The organism is Hellea balneolensis DSM 19091 (assembly GCF_000428525.1).
Lineage (GTDB): Bacteria > Pseudomonadota > Alphaproteobacteria > Caulobacterales > Maricaulaceae > Hellea > Hellea balneolensis.
Map to the genome: position 1 here is coordinate 1146478 of NZ_AUAC01000002.1, position 19722 is coordinate 1166199.

At 48.0% G+C, this 19722-nt stretch carries 16 protein-coding genes; 4 read left to right on the top strand and 12 right to left on the bottom strand.

What is annotated here, in order from left to right; all coding sequences use genetic code 11:
- Positions 1–78 precede the first annotated feature (78 nt).
- A complete protein-coding gene (locus tag F569_RS0105600) occupies positions 79–507 on the bottom strand; it encodes a hypothetical protein (RefSeq protein WP_026941401.1) in 429 nt (142 codons plus the stop codon).
- A gap of 185 nt (positions 508–692) precedes the next feature.
- Positions 693–3515: a DNA polymerase I gene (gene polA / locus F569_RS0105605; protein WP_026941402.1), complete on the bottom strand. Its 2823-nt coding sequence runs from the start codon at positions 3513–3515 to the stop codon at positions 693–695.
- A gap of 135 nt (positions 3516–3650) precedes the next feature.
- Between polA and F569_RS18790 the strand changes: the two genes are divergently transcribed.
- On the top strand, positions 3651–4583 hold the full coding sequence (locus F569_RS18790) for a TonB family protein (protein ID WP_026941403.1): 933 nt from the start codon (positions 3651–3653) through the stop codon (positions 4581–4583).
- Here F569_RS18790 and F569_RS0105615 read toward each other — a convergent pair.
- Entirely contained in the window at positions 4580–4774 is a 195-nt protein-coding gene (locus F569_RS0105615) for a zinc-finger domain-containing protein (RefSeq protein ID WP_051279366.1), read from the bottom strand. The two genes, F569_RS18790 and F569_RS0105615, sit on opposite strands and share 4 nt — an antisense overlap.
- A gap of 76 nt (positions 4775–4850) precedes the next feature.
- Positions 4851–5582: a helix-turn-helix transcriptional regulator gene (locus F569_RS18795; RefSeq protein WP_051279368.1), complete on the bottom strand. Its 732-nt coding sequence runs from the start codon at positions 5580–5582 to the stop codon at positions 4851–4853.
- Positions 5583–5798: 216 nt separating this feature from the next.
- Here F569_RS18795 and F569_RS0105625 point away from each other — a divergent pair, with 216 nt between their 5' ends.
- Entirely contained in the window at positions 5799–7034 is a 1236-nt protein-coding gene (locus tag F569_RS0105625) for a hypothetical protein (RefSeq protein WP_026941405.1), read from the top strand.
- A gap of 32 nt (positions 7035–7066) precedes the next feature.
- On the opposite strand, the gene F569_RS0105630 is transcribed toward F569_RS0105625, so the two are convergent.
- On the bottom strand, positions 7067–8497 hold the full coding sequence (locus F569_RS0105630) for a helix-turn-helix domain-containing protein (RefSeq protein WP_026941406.1): 1431 nt from the start codon (positions 8495–8497) through the stop codon (positions 7067–7069).
- A 149-nt stretch (positions 8498–8646) separates the two neighbouring features.
- Between F569_RS0105630 and aceB the strand changes: the two genes are divergently transcribed.
- Positions 8647–10284, top strand: a complete 1638-nt coding sequence (gene aceB, locus F569_RS0105635; RefSeq protein ID WP_051279370.1) for a malate synthase A — start codon at positions 8647–8649, stop codon at positions 10282–10284.
- Positions 10284–11882, top strand: a complete 1599-nt coding sequence (locus tag F569_RS0105640) for an isocitrate lyase (protein WP_026941408.1) — start codon at positions 10284–10286, stop codon at positions 11880–11882. Before aceB ends, F569_RS0105640 begins: the two co-directional genes overlap by 1 nt.
- Before the next feature lie 137 nt (positions 11883–12019).
- On the opposite strand, the gene F569_RS0105645 is transcribed toward F569_RS0105640, so the two are convergent.
- The 7 genes from F569_RS0105645 to prfA all read right to left on the bottom strand — a co-directional run bounded on the left by F569_RS0105645 (position 12020) and on the right by prfA (position 19719).
- Positions 12020–13150 (bottom strand): CDP-glycerol glycerophosphotransferase family protein, encoded by a 1131-nt coding sequence (locus F569_RS0105645; protein ID WP_051279371.1) that lies wholly within the window; start codon positions 13148–13150, stop codon positions 12020–12022.
- A gap of 8 nt (positions 13151–13158) precedes the next feature.
- Positions 13159–13890 carry a hydroxyacylglutathione hydrolase gene (gene gloB / locus F569_RS0105650; RefSeq protein ID WP_026941410.1) on the bottom strand — a complete coding sequence of 244 codons (732 nt, stop codon included), beginning with the start codon at positions 13888–13890 and terminating at the stop codon, positions 13159–13161.
- Positions 13891–13905: 15 nt separating this feature from the next.
- Positions 13906–16932 carry a TonB family protein gene (locus tag F569_RS0105655; RefSeq protein WP_026941411.1) on the bottom strand — a complete coding sequence of 1009 codons (3027 nt, stop codon included), beginning with the start codon at positions 16930–16932 and terminating at the stop codon, positions 13906–13908.
- 118 nt (positions 16933–17050) lie between these two features.
- Entirely contained in the window at positions 17051–17464 is a 414-nt protein-coding gene (locus tag F569_RS0105660; RefSeq protein WP_026941412.1) for a hypothetical protein, read from the bottom strand.
- A gap of 14 nt (positions 17465–17478) precedes the next feature.
- On the bottom strand, positions 17479–18180 hold the full coding sequence (locus F569_RS18800; protein ID WP_026941413.1) for a head GIN domain-containing protein: 702 nt from the start codon (positions 18178–18180) through the stop codon (positions 17479–17481).
- Between the two features lie 72 nt (positions 18181–18252).
- Entirely contained in the window at positions 18253–18648 is a 396-nt protein-coding gene (locus F569_RS0105670) for a DoxX family protein (RefSeq protein ID WP_026941414.1), read from the bottom strand.
- 3 nt (positions 18649–18651) lie between these two features.
- The gene (gene prfA / locus F569_RS0105675; protein WP_026941415.1) at positions 18652–19719 is read right to left on the bottom strand and encodes a peptide chain release factor 1; all 1068 of its coding nucleotides are present in this window, start codon (positions 19717–19719) and stop codon (positions 18652–18654) included.
- Between the last annotated feature and the right edge of the window lie 3 nt (positions 19720–19722).

The following is a 19722-nucleotide window of genomic DNA, read 5'->3' on the forward strand; positions in this document are numbered from 1 at the left end:
TCTTCTAGCTCAATATTAAGTCTGGACTCATTATCTAGCCTTTGAACGTAAAGATGAGGGTTAGGCTTCTTCGATTCTTCAAACATGACCCAACCTAATAATAGCTTTAGGCGTTAGAATCCAAGTCCTGCCTGATTCATCAAACATCAACAAATCTTGCGACTTCATCCAAGTAAGGTAACTACGAAACTTTGTACTTGGCCCTAAGGTTCCAGTTATGTTTGGGTGATGAGTAAGCCTCCATAGTTGTTTTGTAGTCAACCTAACATCTGTAATCTCGTTATAAGATTTAATCGACCCTACTCTTTCTCGAAAGGCGACTAAAATTTCCGCTACCTTCACAGCTTTGGAAGCATTTTTATAATTAATAGTGCTGTTCCAACCGACTGAAAGCTTTGAGCTTATGCGGGTTAGCTTTTTCAACTCAGTAAGTTCTGCTGTCTGCTGCTTTAAGAACTCTTCCTTCTCTTTAACGGCGCTTCTAAAATATTGGTTTAAGGTTTTCATGAGCCAGAATTCGCAAACTAATGAAGATAATTCAATATACACGTTGTAAATATATTATCTTAACAACAATGTTATTTTAATATTTTAAAAACATTATAAATCAATAGTTTGCAAAATATTTTTTAATTTACAAGCGGTTTTCAATGTGATATGTGTAAACACATATCACATATGATAATTTATAATTAATGCGCATCATTCCAGTTCTTAGCCGCCAGCGCTTCAACGACGAGCGGCACACTGATATTCACCGCAGGCATCGCCGCATTTTCCATTGTGGGTATCACGACCGCCATTAAGTCATCCGCCTTATCTTCCGGCACTTCAAAGACCAATTCATCGTGAACCTGAAGGAGCATCCGCGCGCCCTCGACCGCTTTAATCGCCTCCGGCATTCTTATCATGGCGCGGCGCATAATGTCGGCAGCCGCGCCTTGGATGGGCGCGTTGATAGCTTGGCGTTCGGCGAAACCGCGCACCGCTTGATTGCGATCTTTAATCCCTTTGATATGGCACTTACGGCCAAAGAGCGTTTTGACATAGCCATATTCATGAGCTTCGGATTTGGCCGCGTCCATATAAGCTTTGATGCCGGGGAATTTCTCGAAATAGCTTTTGATATATTCGCTGGCTTCCGTGCGGGAAATGCCAAGATTATTAGCGAGACCAAAAGCGGAGATGCCGTAAATAATCCCAAAATTAATCGCCTTGGCTTGGCGGCGCACTTTGGGTGTCATCTCGGCGAGGGGCACGCCAAACATCTCTGACGCCGTGAGTGCGTGAATATCAACACCATCCGCAAAGGCCTGTTTCATCGTCGGCAAGTCCGCAACATGGGCGAGCAAGCGCAATTCAATTTGTGAATAGTCCGCTGCGACCAATACATGCCCCGCCTCAGCAATAAAAGCATCACGAATTTTACGGCCTTCTTCTGTCCGTATCGGGATATTCTGTAGGTTCGGATCAGAAGAAGAGAGCCGCCCCGTTGTGGTCGCCGCCAGAGAGAAGCTCGTATGGACGCGTCCTGTGCGCTCATTAATTTGCTGCACCAGCGCATCCGTATAGGTTGACTTTAATTTCGAATAGCCGCGCCAATCCAAAATGACTTGCGGGAGTTTTTCGCCCTTCGCTGCTAAATCTTCCAGAACACCCGCGCCTGTCTGCCATGCGCCCGTTTTGGTTTTCTTGCCGCCCTCTAATCCCATTTGGTCGAAGAGAATTTCGCCAAGCTGTTTCGGCGAGCCGAGATTAAATTGCGTATCGGCCAGCTCATAGGCTTCGGCCTCAAGCCCAGCCATCTTTTGTGCGAACATGCCTGACAGCCGCGCCAGTTCTGCGCGGTCAACTTTAATACCATGATTTTCCATTTTTGCGATCACAGACGGCAATGGACGCTCCAGAGTTTCGTAAACGGTTGTGACTTTTTCAGCCACGAGTTTAGGCTTGAGAAATTTCCAGAGCCGTAATGTGACATCAGCATCTTCGGCAGCATAGGGTGTCGCCTCTTCAAGGCTGATCTGATCAAATGTCTTTTGCTTTTTCCCCGTTCCTGCAATCTCTTTAAAGGCAATCGGCATATGCCCGAAATGCGTCTCGGCCAGAAAATCCATGCCGTGCCCATGAAGCCCGCCCGCAAGGGCATAGGAAATCAACATCGTATCATCATAAGGAGTAGGGTTTAAGCTGTAGCGCTGAAACACGCCCAAATCATACTTAAAATTCTGCCCCACTTTCATCACAGCTTCGGATTCCAAAAGCGGCCTTAACATCTCAAGCGCTGTGTCCATATCAATTTGCTCAGGTCTATCATCCCCAAACATATCTCCGCCGCCGACATGGCCCAACGGAATGTAGCAGGCTTCATTATCCGCTACGGCCAAACAGACGCCGACCAAATTCGCCGCGGCGCTGTCGAGGCTATCCGTTTCCAAATCCACAGCAATCGCCGGAACTTCAAAGCCGCGTTTTATCCAATGCTCCAAACGGTCTGTGGTCTGCACGCATTCATATTTAGATTTATCAAATGTCACATTATCAGGCAGAGTCTTTTCTGCAGGCGGCTCAAAATCGGGCTTAGTATCATCCTTTCGAATGCCGTCAGTTTCGCCCTCACCCAAGGCCGCGCGGACACGGTTGGTGAGTGTACGAAACTGCATCTCTTCAAGGAAGTCAAACAGCACCTCAATATCGGGATCAGAGACTGCCAAATCCTCAAGGGGCGTTTCAAGGTCGACATCCGTTTTCAGAGTCACGAGCTCTAAGGACACCCGCGCATTGTCGATATTGGCCATCATCTTTTCGCGGCGGCCCTTTTGCGGGATTTCATCACAACGCTGCAGCAGCGTTTCAAGATCGCCAAATTGTTCAAGCAGAACCACAGCCGTCTTAACGCCAATTCCTGGAACGCCTGGAATATTATCAACAGAGTCTCCTGCCAGCGCTTGGATTTCAATCACCCGCTCCGGCCCCATCCCAAATTTCTCAATCACTTGCGGAATACCGATGGACTTATTCTTCATTGTATCAAGCATGGTCACCTTATCAGAGACAAGCTGCATAAGGTCTTTATCCGAACTGATAATTGTCACTCTTGCGCCCTTGGCTTCGGCTTCTTTGGCATAGGTCGCAATCAAGTCATCAGCTTCGAAACCTTCCATCTCAATGGCCGCCGCGCCAAAAGCTCTTGTGGCGTCACGGGTCAGCGGGAATTGCGGGATTAAGTCTTCGGGTGTCTCGCTGCGATTGGCTTTGTAAAGGTCATAAATATCATTGCGGAAGGTATAGCTGCCCTTATCGAATATCACTGCAAAATGTGTTGGGCGCGCCGCATCCGTTTGGCCGCGCAGTAATTTGAAGAGCATATTGGAAAACCCGGCCACTGCGCCAATTGGCAGGCCATCACTTTTGCGCGTCAATGGCGGCAGAGCATGATAAGCACGAAAAATATAGCCGGAGCCGTCAACCAAGACGACGTGGGAATTTTTATCGACAGGAGCCGTAACAGACATGAAGAATCCTCAGTGTTTCGCCTTTTTGACCCTGTGGCTGCCTTTATTCAATAGGCGGCCCTAATTTTGCCGTATAAATCTCTCTTTAAAGTCTTTAAAATAGATATATCCAACATTCGGGAGGGCTAACCACAAGTGTATCAGTCAATTGACGATCCACAAGATGAGCTAGACGCGCTGGAGCGCGGCGATAAGCGTATGGTTATTTGGGCCGTAGCGGTCACCTGCTTAGCACTTATTGGCGCGCTGATATATTGGACGAATTCTGGCCCTGAGACCAAAACTGAGGATGATAGCTTTTTACGCGCTGAACAAACAACTTACCGCAGAGCCGTTTCTGAATTGGCCGCGCCTATGCGCCGTGCGCGATTACAGGATTTTTTAACAACATATCCAGAGAGTCATTATAAGCGGGCTGTCGAAGCACAGCTCGACGTCATTAACTTGCATGAAACGCAGCGTTGGCAGGAGGTTAATGATATCGTCTTTGCGCCCCGCATCTCCCAAGATGAAAAAATAACCGCTTTAGATAATTTTGAGGCCAAATGGGGCGGTGCACTTTTAGGGGGACGTGATGATGACATCAGCGCCCTTCGCAAAGACCTGATGCAAATGGAAGATAGCGCGAACATTCCAAGCCGTAAGCTTAAGGATTTAAAAAGCCCTATTCCTGTGACTGTTCCGGATACGCAGCTAGCGGGCGGCCCCAGACCTGCGGCCCCGCCGCCCATTACGCGCCCCGCCCCGCAGCCCCCAAAAACCATAACGACGGTTAAACGCAACATTGTGCCGCCTTCAGCTCGCCGGAACGTCAAACCTCGTTATCCACGCAAAGCGATGCGGCGCAAAGTTGACGCTCTGGTCGTCTTAAAGCTAAATATTGATGAAAAAGGCAGGGTCGCCATGACCGAGCTTGTCGAGGTTCAAGCCGAACGCTATGAAAAAGACTTTATCAGAGCCGCGGAACGGGCAGCTATGCGCACACGGTTTAATCCTCAAACCGTGGATGGAAAGCCGCAAGCCGCTGTCGGTGTCGTCCGCCGATACCGTTTCGATCCCGGCGCCTAGTGGTGCCCAACATCCACGGCGTCCGCCGCCAAAGCAAAAACACGGTCACAATATTTACAGCGCACTTGGTTATCCTGCCCCATATCTAGCCAAGTCTTAGGGTGCCCCAAAGCCCCGCCGCCGCCATCACAAGCCACACGGCGCGTGGTGACGATTGTGACGTCATCAGCATTCATTTGAAGATTTGACATAAAATCTTTCCAGTATCAGTTTAAGTCCACTCAATTAAGCAATCAAAGCGATTGGGTCAATTGGTAAAGCTTATCACTAGGGTGAGGTGATCCTGGGAACCTCATCCAACCAAAGCTGAACGAGCTCATATCGGCTACTCACATCAAATATTTTATAAATATCGATAATATAATTCTGAACAGTCCCTGTTGTGAGGCCTAAACATTCAGCTATTTCAGCTTTGGATTTTGGTCCTAATAAATATTGAAGAACTGATTGTTCACGGGGGGATAAAGGTTTTTTGGCCGGTTCAACTAAGCCTCGGTTTAAAAACAGCCAATAATGCACTCTCGGAAAATCGACCAAGGCATCGTATAAAAGTGCGCGGTCTTTTTCCCCGAAAGGAGCCTCTCCGGGCGCGCGGTCAATCATAAAATAACTCTCAGCTGTATCCGATAATGTATAGGCCCCGACCATACGCTCGCCAACGCCATGTTTTTCCATTATCTTTCCCATCCAGTGCTCGCGCCACTCTTCTCTGGATATAGCATCGGTCAATAAGAGTGCACGCGTCTTTCCCGCACTATTTATTGACAGCATGAATTGAGGCCCCAATGTGCCCGTCTCATGTGCTTTTTTATAGAACTTTTTTGCCGCCTCCACCTGATCAATATCAGTCCCAACAGGATAGATCATATCGAATATTTTCCAATCATTCATGATCTTTGTGTGCCAGAATTTGCGCCCAAACTGGCCGCGGTAAGCCGCCAGCCATATAACTTGAAACCCTCCGATTAACTCAACCAGGTAACGTTGATATAAGCCCATTAACCTTTCGCTGTCTCTTGCAGAGCAAGACAAAATGTCCTCTTTCAGTTGTCTTAGGTGTGGGCGCATCATGCAAGCATACACATACATGTCTCAAAAATCAGTATAAAGTTTCGATCGCTCAACACCCTTATCAAATGACAGGGGTGTCAAATGGCAGGACTTACGAACACACATGTCCGTCCCCTATGAAACTATACAACAAAGGGGAAAATTATGCTGATTAATTATATATTACGCTTATTTATTTTTTTGGGAGCAGCCCTGCTCATTCCGTTAAATGCAGAAGCCCAAAAGCCGGAAGCCCCGCAATATGGCATGTATTGGTTTAAAACCATGAACGATTTCAGGCGTGCAGATTCGCATCCTGATTCAAGTTATTTTCACCCCAACAAACCCACTATGATTTTCGTCCACGGTCAACAGAACAATTTCATTAAGGACGATAAGTATGAACGGTTTAATTATAGAGAACACGACACTCAGCACGGGTTTGATGACGACTTAGCCCGAGAATGGCATAAAAGAGGATGGAATGTCGGGGCTTTCTATTGGCGGGAATTTGCCGATGACAGCGTACTTGAAGCTGAAAGCAAAATTTGGTCTGACAAGGGCATATACGGGATGCGCTTTAAGGAAAAAGTTGGCGGTAAATACTGCAAATATAGTCTGAATGGCCAATATTGCGAATTTAACAAACACGAACTTCCCAGTGAGCTTGTTGGTAAGACCGTAACTGACCTTTTTTACGATTCTTATAGAAAAGCCATGAAAGGCTATAGGGGAAATAACATAAGGTTGGTGGGCCATTCATTAGGAAATCAACTCGTGGTTTCGACCGCTGAGAGGATCAGCAATGACGCCCGTTCACGCAGGATCCCTGCTAATCTTGAACCAGACAGAATTGCCTTATTAGACCCATTTTACTCAAATCAATTCAAACCTTTTTGGCGTTTCTCAACAACAGGGGAAAAAGGCGCTGCTGCTGCAGAAAAATTAAGAGACAGAGGCGTTATTTTCGAGGTTTATCAGAACTCAATCACCGTAGCCGCAGGACAAGTTGTCGGAGTTCTCACTTTTGATGATCAGAGTATGCAGCGAATAAGAAATCTTGGCGCTCATCAAGACATGAAGCCATGGTACATTTCAGATGTTCCATTTAAGACTTTCAAAGATATAAGAGACAAGCATGTCTCTGCGCCTTTCCAATATTTGCAAACTATAAAATACTCGCCACCAGATGAAGTAAAATTAGGGGCGCGTGAATGTTTCAGATGGTTCTGTTATTGGAATCCTCTTAAAAGAGTCAAAACTGGAACAGCTTTGTCAGCCGCCACACCGGATTGGCGTGTAAAATCAATGATGACGGACAGATATTATTGGACTCAAGTTGAGGGTCGTTACTCGAATGATACAGTAGATGACAAATTCGAGAAGAAGCGGCGTTGGTAGCCAAACCAACACCACTCTGAGAATGCTCGCCCTTACCCCTCATCAAAACTATAGAGGCTCACGCCTCTTCTACGCTCATCAAAGCTTAGGGTTTTATTGAGCGGGGCGTGGGCGCGTTGTCGGCAATGGGGGCGTTCGCAGAGATAACAATTAATTCCAATCGGAGTAGGCTTCGGTGTCTGAAGATTATATTGCTGCGCGTAAACGAGGCGCGGCGCATAAGCGATATCACAGCCTAGCCCGATAGCCAGCTTTTGCGCGGGCGCATTATAGGTCCCGTCACTACGGCTGACCATTTTTGCGATGGAAAAATATGTCGTCTCATCGGGGAGCTGTATCATCTGCGTAACTGTCTTGCCCGGCGTTTGAAAACACTCATGAATATTCCAAAGCGGGCATGCTCCACCAAATTGACTGAAATGAAAACGTCCGGCGCTAAACCGTTTGGACACATTCCCCGCCACATCTATCCGGACAAAGAAAAAGGGAATACCTCGCGCGTCGGGTTTTTGCAGGGTGGTCAGGCGATGCGCCGTTTGCTCGAAACTTGTCCCGAAACGATGGCAGAGCAAATCAATATCATATTTACTGCCTTCGGCCTCTTTCAGGAAACGCCCATAAGGCATCAGAACTGCGGCGGCAAAATAATTGGCAAGATTGGTCCGGCATAACCCTTCAGCTTCGCGGCCCGACAGATTAGCCGAGGCCACTATTTCATCAATCAAAGCCCGGTGCTCAAGCATACCAATTTGAAAGGCGAGTTGAAAGCGGCGTCCCGATTGTGGAAGGAGCTCTGACAGATTGATGCGTTTTGAATGACGGTCAAAATAACGAAGCATTTGCGGCATGATTTCCACAGGCACAACACGCACTGTAATGCCGTGCTTATCTTTCAAGCGGTCTGTGAGGGCGGCGGCAATAAGAGGCTTACTATATCCGATTTCTTTGGCGAGGGTTTCGGCGGCGACATCTAGCGCCGGAAAATAATTCTTTTGAGAATGTATGAAACGACGTACCGATTCGACGGCCTGTGAGGACTGCTCCAATAATTCCACCCGATCACGATCCGGTGCGTTTTCGCTGGCTCTCAGCGCCATATCACGGTGCTTGCCGTAAAGTTTTAACAGCGCCCGTGCCGCATTTGGGCTGACATTGACAAGGTCTTCGGCTTCATTCTTGGACAATGTCTCTCCTTTAAAGAGAGGATCACGCATCGCATCAAAGACCTCAGCCACTAAATGCGCGTCACCTGCTCCTGTGAAATCCGCAATATCAAAATCATAAATTTCCGCCATTTTCAGAAGGACTTTAGCCGACAAGGCGCGCTGGTTTCGTTCCATCAGGTTCAAGTAAGAGGTTGAAATCCCTAAGTCTTCCGCCATACGCGCTTGAGTCAGGCCCAGCGTTTTACGAAAGCGCGTAATTCGCGGCCCGATCAGTAGTTTTTCGTCTTTAGCGGCCATAGAATTCACTCATATTTTACAACATTTACAAACACAACACATATTACTTCACAAATATTACAGAAATACCTATAATTTACAATTACTTATAGACTTATATTGGTATTTGTAAATATCGTGTGACCACAAACTTAAGTTAGGAGGTCGCTATGAACGCACCCGCTGAAAATATGAATCAACCCATCCCGCGCCACCGCGTCCTTGCCAAGGTGACGGGCAAGACCGCGGAACGGTATGACGAGGTTCTCACGCCTGATGCTTTACTGTTTCTTGCGGAGCTTGAACGCCGTTTCGGACCGCAACGCCGCATCCTGCTCGAAAACCGTAAATTACAGCAAGAGCGTTTTGATGATGGCGAATTGCCCACACAGCCGCTTGAAACACAACATGTGCGCAACTCTGTCTGGGAAGTTGCACCCTGCCCCGCTGCTTTGCAGGATCGCCGCGTAGAAATTACGGGCCCCGTTGACCGTAAAATGATGATCAACGCGCTAAACTCTGGTGCGAAAATGTTCATGTGTGACTTTGAAGATGCCAGTAGCCCCACATTCGCAAATATGATCGAAGGACAGATCAATATGCGTGACTATGCTCGGGGAGAGCTAGCGCTTGAGACTCAGAAGAAGTCTTATGCGCTCGGCGCGGAGACCGCGACTATGCTCGTGCGTCCCCGCGGTTGGCATCTTGAAGAAAAGAACATCACAGTGGACGGACAGCCCATGAGCGCCAGTCTCGTCGATTTTGGTCTGCATATTTTCCATAATGGTAAGTTACTTGCCGCGGATGAGCGCGGTCCGTTTTACTATCTGCCAAAAATTGAAGCCTATCAGGAAGCCCGTCTATGGAATGACGTTTTTAACTTCTCTCAAGCGGTACTCGATATTCCTAACGGAACCATCAAATCCACTGTTCTGATTGAAACGCTTCCTGCAGCTTTCCAGATGGAGGAAATTCTTTATGTTCTGCGGAATCACATTACAGGGCTGAATTGTGGACGTTGGGATTATATTTTCAGCTATATTAAAACTCTGCGCAATCATAAACAATTCCTGCTGCCTGATCGCGCTCAAGTCGGCATGGACCGTGATTTCCTCTCAGCCTATGCGTCCCGCTTGGTCGAGGTCTGTCATAAACGCCGGGCCCATGCGATGGGCGGCATGGCCGCTCAGATCCCTGTCAAAGGCGATGAAGCGGCTAATGCGGCCGCCTTTGAAAAGGTACGCAATGATAAATTGCGTGAGGCCAGATTAGGTCATGACGGCACATGGGTGGCGCACCCGGCTTTGGTTCCTGCAGCAATGGAAGTCTTTGACGCGGAAATGCCGTCCAAGCACCAGATTCATAAGAAGCGCCAATCCCCGCGCATAACCGATGAAGATATGCTCGCGCCGCATAGCGGCACAGTCACAGAAGCCGGCGTTCGCACAAATATCGAAGTCGGCATTCGCTATATCGCGGCTTGGCTTTGTGGACGCGGCGCTGTGCCTATCCATAACCTGATGGAAGATGCAGCAACGGCGGAAATTTCCCGCTCGCAAATCTGGCAATGGCTCGCCCATGGCGCGACTGTTCAGATGGAAGGCGGCTTTACGGAAACACTCACGCAGCGTCTCTATGAACGGCTCTTCACTGAGGAATTAAAAGCTTTGACCTCAGAATATGGTCCTGACGCTTTTGCTGAAGGCCGCTTCCCCGAAGCTGCGCAAATTTTTACGGAAACGGCTACAGCCCAAGTGCTCCCCGACTTCCTCACAATTCCTGCTTACGACATATTGGAGACTAACTAATGACATACTCGCAAACACTTGAAACTTTACAGCAGCGCTACCCTAATGGAGCCCCTGCTGGAATCACGCTAGAGGATTTGGCTCAGCTCAAAACACAAAATACTTTTGAAACTCATCTGGACATCGCCAAAGCTATGGCAACTGAAATGCGCAAAGATATGGCGCGTTATGATAATGATACGAGCAAATTCACACAGTCCCTTGGCTGTTGGTCCGGCTTCCACGCTATGCAAATGATGCGCGCGATTAAGCGGCAAAAAGGTACGTTAGATGGTTCGTATGTTTATCTCTCCGGTTGGATGGTTGCAGGTTTGCGTAACCGTTTTGGCCATCTGCCTGATCAATCTATGCATGAGAAAACATCTGTGGTGGACCTTATTCAAGAGATTTACACATCTTTGCGCCAAGCCGATGAAGTCGAGCTTAATGATCTCTTTGCGGAGCTAAAGGCAGCAGGCACACAAGCCGAAAAAGACGCCATCATCGCGAAAATTGACGCCCATGAAACCTATGTCCGCCCGATTATCGCAGACATTGATGCGGGCTTTGGTAACGTCCACGCAACTTACCTGTTGGCCAAGGAAATGATCAAAGCGGGCGCGTGTTGTCTGCAAATTGAAAACCAGGTCTCTGACGCGAAACAATGCGGTCACCAAGACGGCAAAGTCACAGTTCCGCGCGAGGACTTTGTCGAAAAACTAAGGGCTTGCCGCATGGCCTTTGAAGAGCTTGGCGTAGATGACGGCGTTATTGTTGCGCGGACCGACAGCCTTGGCGCTGGCCTGACACAGAAAATTCCTGTGTCTAATGAAGTCGGTGATGCCGCCTATGAATACACAAAATGGCTCGAGACTGAGGCTGTTACGGATATGAACCCTCTGACCGAAGGCGATGTTGCGCTGTATATTGACGACGAACTTCGCAAACCCGTCCGTTTGCCCAATGGCTTGTATAAATTCAAAGACAATACGGGCGAGGACCGCGTTGTGGAGGATTGCATTTCAAGCCTGAATGATGGCGGAGCTGATCTTCTCTGGATTGAAACAGCTACGCCGAATGTGGCGCAAATCGCGTCTATGGTCGCCCGCATTCGCGAAAAAGCACCGCATGCCAAGCTCACCTACAATAATAGCCCAAGCTTTAACTGGACGCTGAATCTGCGAAAGCAAGTGCGGGAAGATTGGATTGAAAGCGGAAAGGTTAAAGCCGGAGATTATCCTGATAATACGCAGTTGATGTCCGCCGCTTATGACGAAGATGCGCTCGGACTTGAAGCCGATGCACGCCTTCAAGCCTTCCAGACGGATATCGCGCGCGAAGCCGGTGTCTTCCATAACCTTATCACCCTGCCCACCTTCCACGGCACGGCTAAGGTTATGAATGACTTGTCAGAAGGCTATTTCGGTGACCAGAAAATGCTCGCTTATGTCAAAAATATTCAGCGTGAAGAAATTCGCACCAACGTCTCTGCTGTCAAACATCAACATGAGGTCGGCTCAAATCTCGGCGATGATTTCAAAGAAATGACAGGCGGCGAACGCGCCCTCAAAGCAGGCGGTGAACACAACACCATGAACCAGTTTGAGAATGCAGCCTAGCTTGTTTTGCCGAAAGGCAAAACATGGAACATAACCCCGCAGCCTTAGCGGGGTTATGTAACAGACCAACCGCAAGGCCTCAGATACCCAACTCCCTCCAATGGATGTCTGAGGTCGTTTGTATAAATAAAGCGCAGCTAAGCTGTAGTTATGATAGCAGTGACGGCGTCAGCTGCTCTTTTAATTGGATCCCAGTCTGGCTCCCCTTTAGCAGCCAAGCATCCATCGATTTGAGCTTTTGCATAATCTGATAATGTTGCTTCAACTTTATCGAGCGCCACCATGATGTCCTCCACAGTATTGCAAACAGGCCCATAGCCCCAATGCGCATAATCAGGATTATTCTGCCAATCTGTTCTTGCTTCGTCGAGAAATATGCAGGGCTTAGGCTCAGATAAAAATTCATAGACCTGGCTGCTCACATCTCCAATGTAGATATTGGCAGCACGCGTATAGCTCATATCTGTAGAGCGCTCGCTTCCTAGGTCGATATGTATATTTTCAAATTTAGAAAAAGCCTCAATCTCCTTCCGCTCGGCCATGCTCTTTGTTTTGAATAAGCGAATATGCGGCGCAAAAATAAAATTCATATCCCCATGTTCTGCAAAGGCACTTAGCAATTCACGCCCGAATTTAGTCCAAGAAGATAAGGCCTCATCAAAATGCGGATTATACAAGACGGTTCTTTGATTATTGTCGAAAATTTTAGGCGCCGCCGGAAACATTCGCTTTACAGCATGAGGCTTGATGTAGCCTGTCACATGGCAATTATCCTCTTGCGCCAGACCCCGTTCAATCATGCGGCGCTTATCTTTGACCCCTGCCACCAATACATGATCAAAATGCCTTATACGTTTATCATAACTTTTGGCCCGATCACCGGCCCCATGCGGAATATGAATGAATGTCGGCAAACGTTTTGACACATGCCTCAACATTGTGGAGGTGCGTTCCGCCACAATAAGGGCGTCTAAATTTTTCCATATCTTTAGATGCCGAAAAAGAATACCAAGCTTGGGTGAAATCCGTTTTGCAATAGATCCAATTTTTAAAAGCTCAATCCGTGTTCGCGTGGAGCCCAAAGCCTGTAGCACTTTATCACAGACATCATATTCTTCGGCGGAGGTAACAAATATTATGACAGAAAACTGCTGATTTTTTTCAAGCTCCGCCGCGATCGGAATTAGATGGAGAATATGATGTATGCCCCCTAGCAGTAGTAATCCGATGGTCTTGTGCTCAACGGGTTCGAGGGCGGTCAATTGCACACTCAACGCTAAAAATTATCCTTAGCCGCCCGGATTTCACCGAGGCGCTTCGCCGAAGCCGCCCGCATGAACGGATTAGCCGCTTTTTCTGCTGCAACGCAAGTGGGAACTGTGGGCTTGCCTTGCTCTCGCAGCTCCTTGGCGTATTTCACATAATCAAGCAAAGCTTGATTATCAGGCTCTACAGTTACTGCAAAGCGTGCATTTGAGAGCGTATATTCATGGGCGCAATAGAGTTTTGTCTCATCTGGCAGCTCAGCAATGGCGGCCATGGAGCCGAACATATCTTCAGGACTCCCTTCAAAGAGACGGCCACAGCCAAGCGCGAATATTGTATCACCGACAAAAGCTGCGCTAGCGGCGGGAACATAATAAATAATGTGATCGACCGTATGGCCAGGCGTGAAAATAACTTGAACCTCATGAGCGCCAAAGGAAAAAACATCGCCGCCCGACACGCCTTTATCCAATCCAGGAATACGGCCTTCTATTTGGTCGGGACCGGTTATTGAGAGGCCATGCGCTTGTTTAAGTGACAAATTTCCGCCCACGTGATCAGGGTGATGATGCGTGTTCCAGATTTGCGTAAGTGTCCAGCCTCGCTCAGCACAAGCCGCCTCTATTTTGGCGGCTTCTGGCGTATCAATGGCAGCTGTTTCGCCGCTCTCAGGGTCATGGATCAGCAATCCATAATTATCTGATAGGCAAGGGAAAAGAGCGATCTCTAACGTTGATGTCATATGCGTTTATACGGCTTATTCTCCGCGAAAAACAATGCGCTTTTGCCGCGCTCTTGAAATGACGGCTTCGCCATTTACAGTTTTGGGCTCATAACGCATTTTCTCTATCGCCCGTAAAGCTTCCTTTTCAAACGCTTCATTATGAAGCCCGCTATGATCATTTGAAAGAATGTTCACATTCGTCACCCGTCCATCAGTTCCGACATCATAACCCACCACAATCGCGACATTGGCATAATAATCACGTCGTGATGCTTTACTTGGGTAAACTGCACTCGCATTTCGGGTCATTTTAGCTTCAATAATGACATCCTTCATAACCGGTGTCGGCGCGGCGACTTTAACTGCGGGAACACTCGCAACCTTTACAGGGCTTGGCTCTGTGACGATGTATGACGGTAAAGGCTCACTCGCTGGCAGCGTGTCTGTAATGATAGGCTGCGCAGGAACCGCAGTCTGCGTATCATAAAACTCAAGAGCGGGAACCATTTCCGCCACCCGGGTTACGGACTGAACATTTAACAATGCTTGAGCTTGGGCTTCCGCTTCTTTCTGGGCTATATCCTGCTCACGTTTGACCTTTTTTAGCTCTGTCAAAAGCGAACCTGTGATCTTGGAACTTGTATCTGCCATACCAAAAAGCGATTTGAACTCTTTGATGGCTTCTTGAGTCTGTCCATTTTGAAGCCCGTCAAATGGACCGCTGTAAAAGCCTAAATCAGAAAGACGCATTTGAACATCTGCTGTCAGTTCAGGATAATTAACAGAGGCGGCCCTTGGCGGTGCCAATTTAACCGCCTTCCGCGTGGCCGTTTTCGTCGGAGTCAGGTTCTCAGTGCTGTTGGTCTTAACTGCCAGTTTTTTAGGGACTACTTTTGATGCAGGTGTTTCGACCTTTGCTTTTACCGTCTCTTGAGGCCGCATATCAGGCAGTTCAAAGGCAAATCCAACCGGATCCACAACACTTGCAAGTTTTTCAACGGATAAATCGGTCTCAGCTGAAATTTCCGGTATTGCAGCTTCAGCAGATATCTCCTCCAGAACAGGTTTATTTGAGCTAGCTTCAACCCCAACCTTCGGAGGTGTCTCAATGGGTGCCGCCTCAGGCTTTGTTGCTGGAGTGTCTTGAGCTATTTCTACCGCTGGAAGCTCTTTGGTAACGGGCTTTTCAACTTGCGTCACAGCGCTTGCCACTTTCGTGGGTGTGGATGCGCTTGATTTCACCTGCAATTTGGCCGGAGATGATTTAGTTAAGGCGAGCCCACCGCCCAAAATTGCGATGCCGCCAATAATAGCGCCTAGAGCCATAAAACTTGAACCATGACGACGTATAAAGCTTGGGCTTTCATCAATGCCGGCTAATAAAACGGCATCCGATTTCTCTTCAACTTTGCTAAGCACAACCTCTTCGACATCAACACTGATTTCAGCGTCTTTTTCTCGAGAAAAACGGCTTCTTCGCCCGCGTCCAAACCTCTTACTTTTACGCCCTGAGCTCACAATCGCTTTATGAGACACATCGGTATCTGTTATATTTGGCATCTTGGATGTTGCGAATGGCTTGGCTTTAAGATCGAGCTCCGCAATGTCATCAGGCATTCCCCCGGCTTCCAAGTGGTCAATGGCGCTTCTGTGCGCCGCTTCTCGGGCTTGACTGTCTTCGACAGCCTGCTGCGTGGCTTCAATTTCAAGGCGAAGTGCATGATCTTTTTCGGCTTGAACCACCAGAGCCTGCTCAAGCGCCTCTATTTCGATTTTAGCTTGGTCAAGCTCCGTTTGTGACAGATCATAATTTGATTTTAGCTTATAGGATTTCTCGGACGCCTCAGCTACAAGGTGACTGTTCTTAGACAGACCTTCAGACATAGCTGACAGTTTGCCTGAAAGGGCTTCCTCCTCTTGGCGCACCTCATCCAGCTCTTCACGGCATTTTTGCGCGAAAGCCATAGCCGCCTCAGCTTCTTTTTGGGCCTCATGATAGGCCCTATCAGCGACTGAGAGGCGCTCTGACACGGTTTTACGGTTATCACTCAGAACTTCAGATTCGGCTTGCAAAGCTGATAAATCAGCCGTCAGCTTATCAAGCTTAGTGGCGCTTTTTTCATAGCTATCAAAACGCTTAACAAGCTTACCTTCAATGACGTCTGCATTGGCACGGCGAACGTCTAAATCTTCGGTCTGAACCGCAAGATTTTCAGCGCCTGACGCGGCTTGCTTTTCCAGGTCTTTAAGCCGGTCTTTCAAACGCAATTCTTCATTGCGCGTAATATCCAAGGCCGCTTCGTAACGCTCAAGTGCAGCTTTACGTTCGGCTTCTTTTTTGGCAGCGATTTCGCGTTTGCGGGCCTCTTCGATACGGCGGGCTTCTTCGGCCAACCGCGCTTCTTCGGCGCGGCGCTCTTCTTCTACGCGGCGCAGTTCGTCCTGTTTTAAACGTTCGGCTTCTTCAAAAGCTTTTGCTGCACGTTCCATCTCGGCGATGCGGTCTGCTTCCATTTTTAACGCGGCTTCCGCTTCGCGGGCGGCCTCTAAAGCTTTGCGCTGTGCGTCTTCTTTGGCGGCGGTAGCCGCTTCCATTTTTGCTTTGAAGTTCTGAGCCGCGCGCTCCGCCTCTTCAGCTCTGACTTCAGCTTCAGTACGTGTTTCTTCAGCAATGTCTATTTTAGGACTTTTAAATCGGGACAACAATCCGCCCTTTGAACTTGCCGAAACTTTGGCTGTTTCACTCGCAAGACGCGTTTCAATTTCTGACGCTTCCCAAATAATTTCTTTTTCAAAGTCCAGTTCAGAACACCGTAGTACCAAAACATCGCCTGATGAAATTGTTGCGGCAAATTCTGCAGGGATATCGATTTCAGTTGTTTTTCCATTTGGGCGGCAATCAAGCAGAGTTACTTTTTGTTGATCTGTCCAACCGACGGGCGATAGCCACTCTGTCCCATTTTTACTGAGACTGACCAATAGCTGATCATTGTCGCAAGTTTGCTCTATAAAAATAACGCTCGCGCCATTTGTCGTAGCTATACCTTGAAGTCCCATCATAGTCTCCCAACCCACTTTTTTGGAAATCTTAAGACAGACTGACGTTATAGCCGCAAGAGCCGCCAACGCATATTGTGGATAAGCTCACCCTTCATCCACAACATATTGGCACTAAGCCTTAATTAGATATCTTATCGGGTTCATATTTTCCGATAATTCCCATTATGATTGTAACGAGGAATGGCCAGATCATCAGAACCATAAATATGGCGATATTGGCATTTCCGCCCTCGGCTGACAGATGATAATGACGACCCGATAAGGCATAAGCCAGCCAAATAAAGGCGCTTAGGGCCGCCCCTACCCATAAGGCGCGAGTAACGGACTTTCGAGCGACCATAACCAAGCCAATCAATATGAAAGGCGCGGCTGCAAATCCGGCGTTAAATAGAAGCAGGCCTGGCGCATCAAATATGCGATCCGCGCGGCCAGTCGTGCCGAAAACAATAAGGTCTGCAATGAAAGGTAAAGCCGCCACAAGGGCGGCCGTTATTAAGGATGCTTTATTAAGAGGTTTTTTATCTGTAGCCATAAGGGCTCATAACATTATTTGATTTTGACGGAAGCCATAAAGCTCTTACTTTTCTCAATGTCTTTAGGATTACCGTAAACCTCAATACTTCCCATACCTGCCGCGTCAGCGCTCACGGACTCTGAGGCATAAACCGAAATTTCGCCCATACCTGCCAAATCCACATCGACATTTTCGCATTCAAGGTCTTCGGCGCGCAATTCACCGAGTCCCGCCATATCAACATCAAGCTGTCCGCATGACCCTGATAGTTCCATATCGCTTATACCGGCTACTTCAATATCGAAATCTTTACTATCAATGCCCTTAATCTCACCTGAGCCGATTCCCGTAATATCGACACCTTCCAAAGACGGAAGCGAAATAACAGCGCGAATGCCGCTATTATTTTTATTCTTTCGGCCATTCAGGTTGATACTCTTATCCTGTCTATCTTCATCCTGCGCCAGAACAAGCGTTTTGCCTTTGCGGTAAACTTTCATGCCTTCGACATCTTTATGTTTACCTGAAGTGAAAACCGAAAAGTCTTCTCCAACCTGAACCTCTAATTCGTAAACGCCAGTGATGCGGATCTTATCAAAGCCGATAATATCATGGGTTTCTTCAATACGGTCTTTGTCATCAACCTCATGCGCCGATACGATTGATGTCGACGCCAAAAGAATTGCGATGGCACTCGCAGCTTTCAAAGCGTTCAATAAAATATGTTTTTGCATAATTGTCTCCTTATTGTTTTTCGATAACAAAGAGCGTGATTGATGTCAATTTCTTATTGAAAAACGATATATTCAGGTCTTGACCTTCGACTGTCTGAAATTACCGCTGGCCCATAATATTAAAGCAATCAGTGGAAATTGCAGCGCCACTCTTATCCAAAGCGCTGTTAAGCTGGCAACACTATCGCTCATCGGAATATTATACATCGCCATATAAATATTAGCTGGCAGGACAGCGAGAAGAAATGGCGCGAGCCAGAACCCGGCCAATTTACGATATTTTGGCAAGACAAGGCCAAGTGCAAAAGCCATTTCCATAATGCCGGTCACCCAGACAATTAAGCGTGGAAACGGTAAGAGCGGCGGTACAATAGCTACAAAGCTATCAACCTCAACAAAATGCATAATGCCAGCAAAGAAGAAAAAAAGCGCGAGAAGCCAGCAAAGCGCAATCTTTACATAGTCCATATCCTAAGCTTCGGCTTCCATTGCCGCGAGGCGGTTGGCTTGGTCCTCGCTGATAAGGGCGTCAATCACATCGCCAAGTTCATCGCCGGCTACGATTTTATCGAGCTTATAAAGCGTGAGGTTTATGCGGTGATCCGTGAGCCGGCCCTGCGGATAATTATAGGTCCGAATACGCGCCGAACGGTCACCGGAGCCGACTTGATCTTTACGCTCATCTGCGCGCTCGGAGTCCACCCGCTGTTTTTCAATATCATAGAGCTTCATCTTTAAAAGGCGCTCAGCATTGGCGCGGTTCATATGCTGGGATTTAGCGTCACAGACAACCACGACCCCAGTCGGGACATGTGTCATACGCACAGCGGAGTCGGTCTTATTAACGTGCTGTCCCCCGGCTCCTGAGGCGCGCATCGTATCAACACGCACATCAGTCATAGAGAAGCCGATATCGATATCTTCGGGTTCCGGCAGAACGGCAACTGTTGCGGCAGAGGTATGAATGCGCCCCTGGGTTTCTGTGACAGGCACCCGCTGCACGCGGTGAACACCCATCTCAAATTTTAGCTTACCGTAAACCCCTGCGCCGGATACAGAGGCAATAATTTCTTTAAAGCCGCCCATATCAGCGGGCGAGTCACTTTCGACTTCGACTTTCCAGCCTTGGAGCTGTGCATAGCGGGAATACATAGAGAATAAATCCCCCGCAAAAATAGCCGCTTCATCGCCGCCAGTTCCGGCGCGAATTTCGAGCACGACCGAGGCATTATCATCTTTGTCCTTGGGCAAGAGTAGCAGCGAAACATCTTTTTCAAGCCCCGGTAGCTTATCCTTTAAAGTTTGAAGTTCCTCTTTCGCCATTGCCCCCATTTCAGGATCGTCTAGCATGGCTTGCAGGTCTTCCATTTCACCTCGCACGGATTGCAAGGCACGGACGCCTTCGACAACTGGCCTTAACTCGGCATAGTCTTTTCCAAGCTGTACGATTTCATCGCTATCTGTTGTCGCGCCCATGCGAGCTTCAATCTGTTCAAAACGATCAACGACTTGGGCGAGTTTTATGTCCGGGATATTCATAGC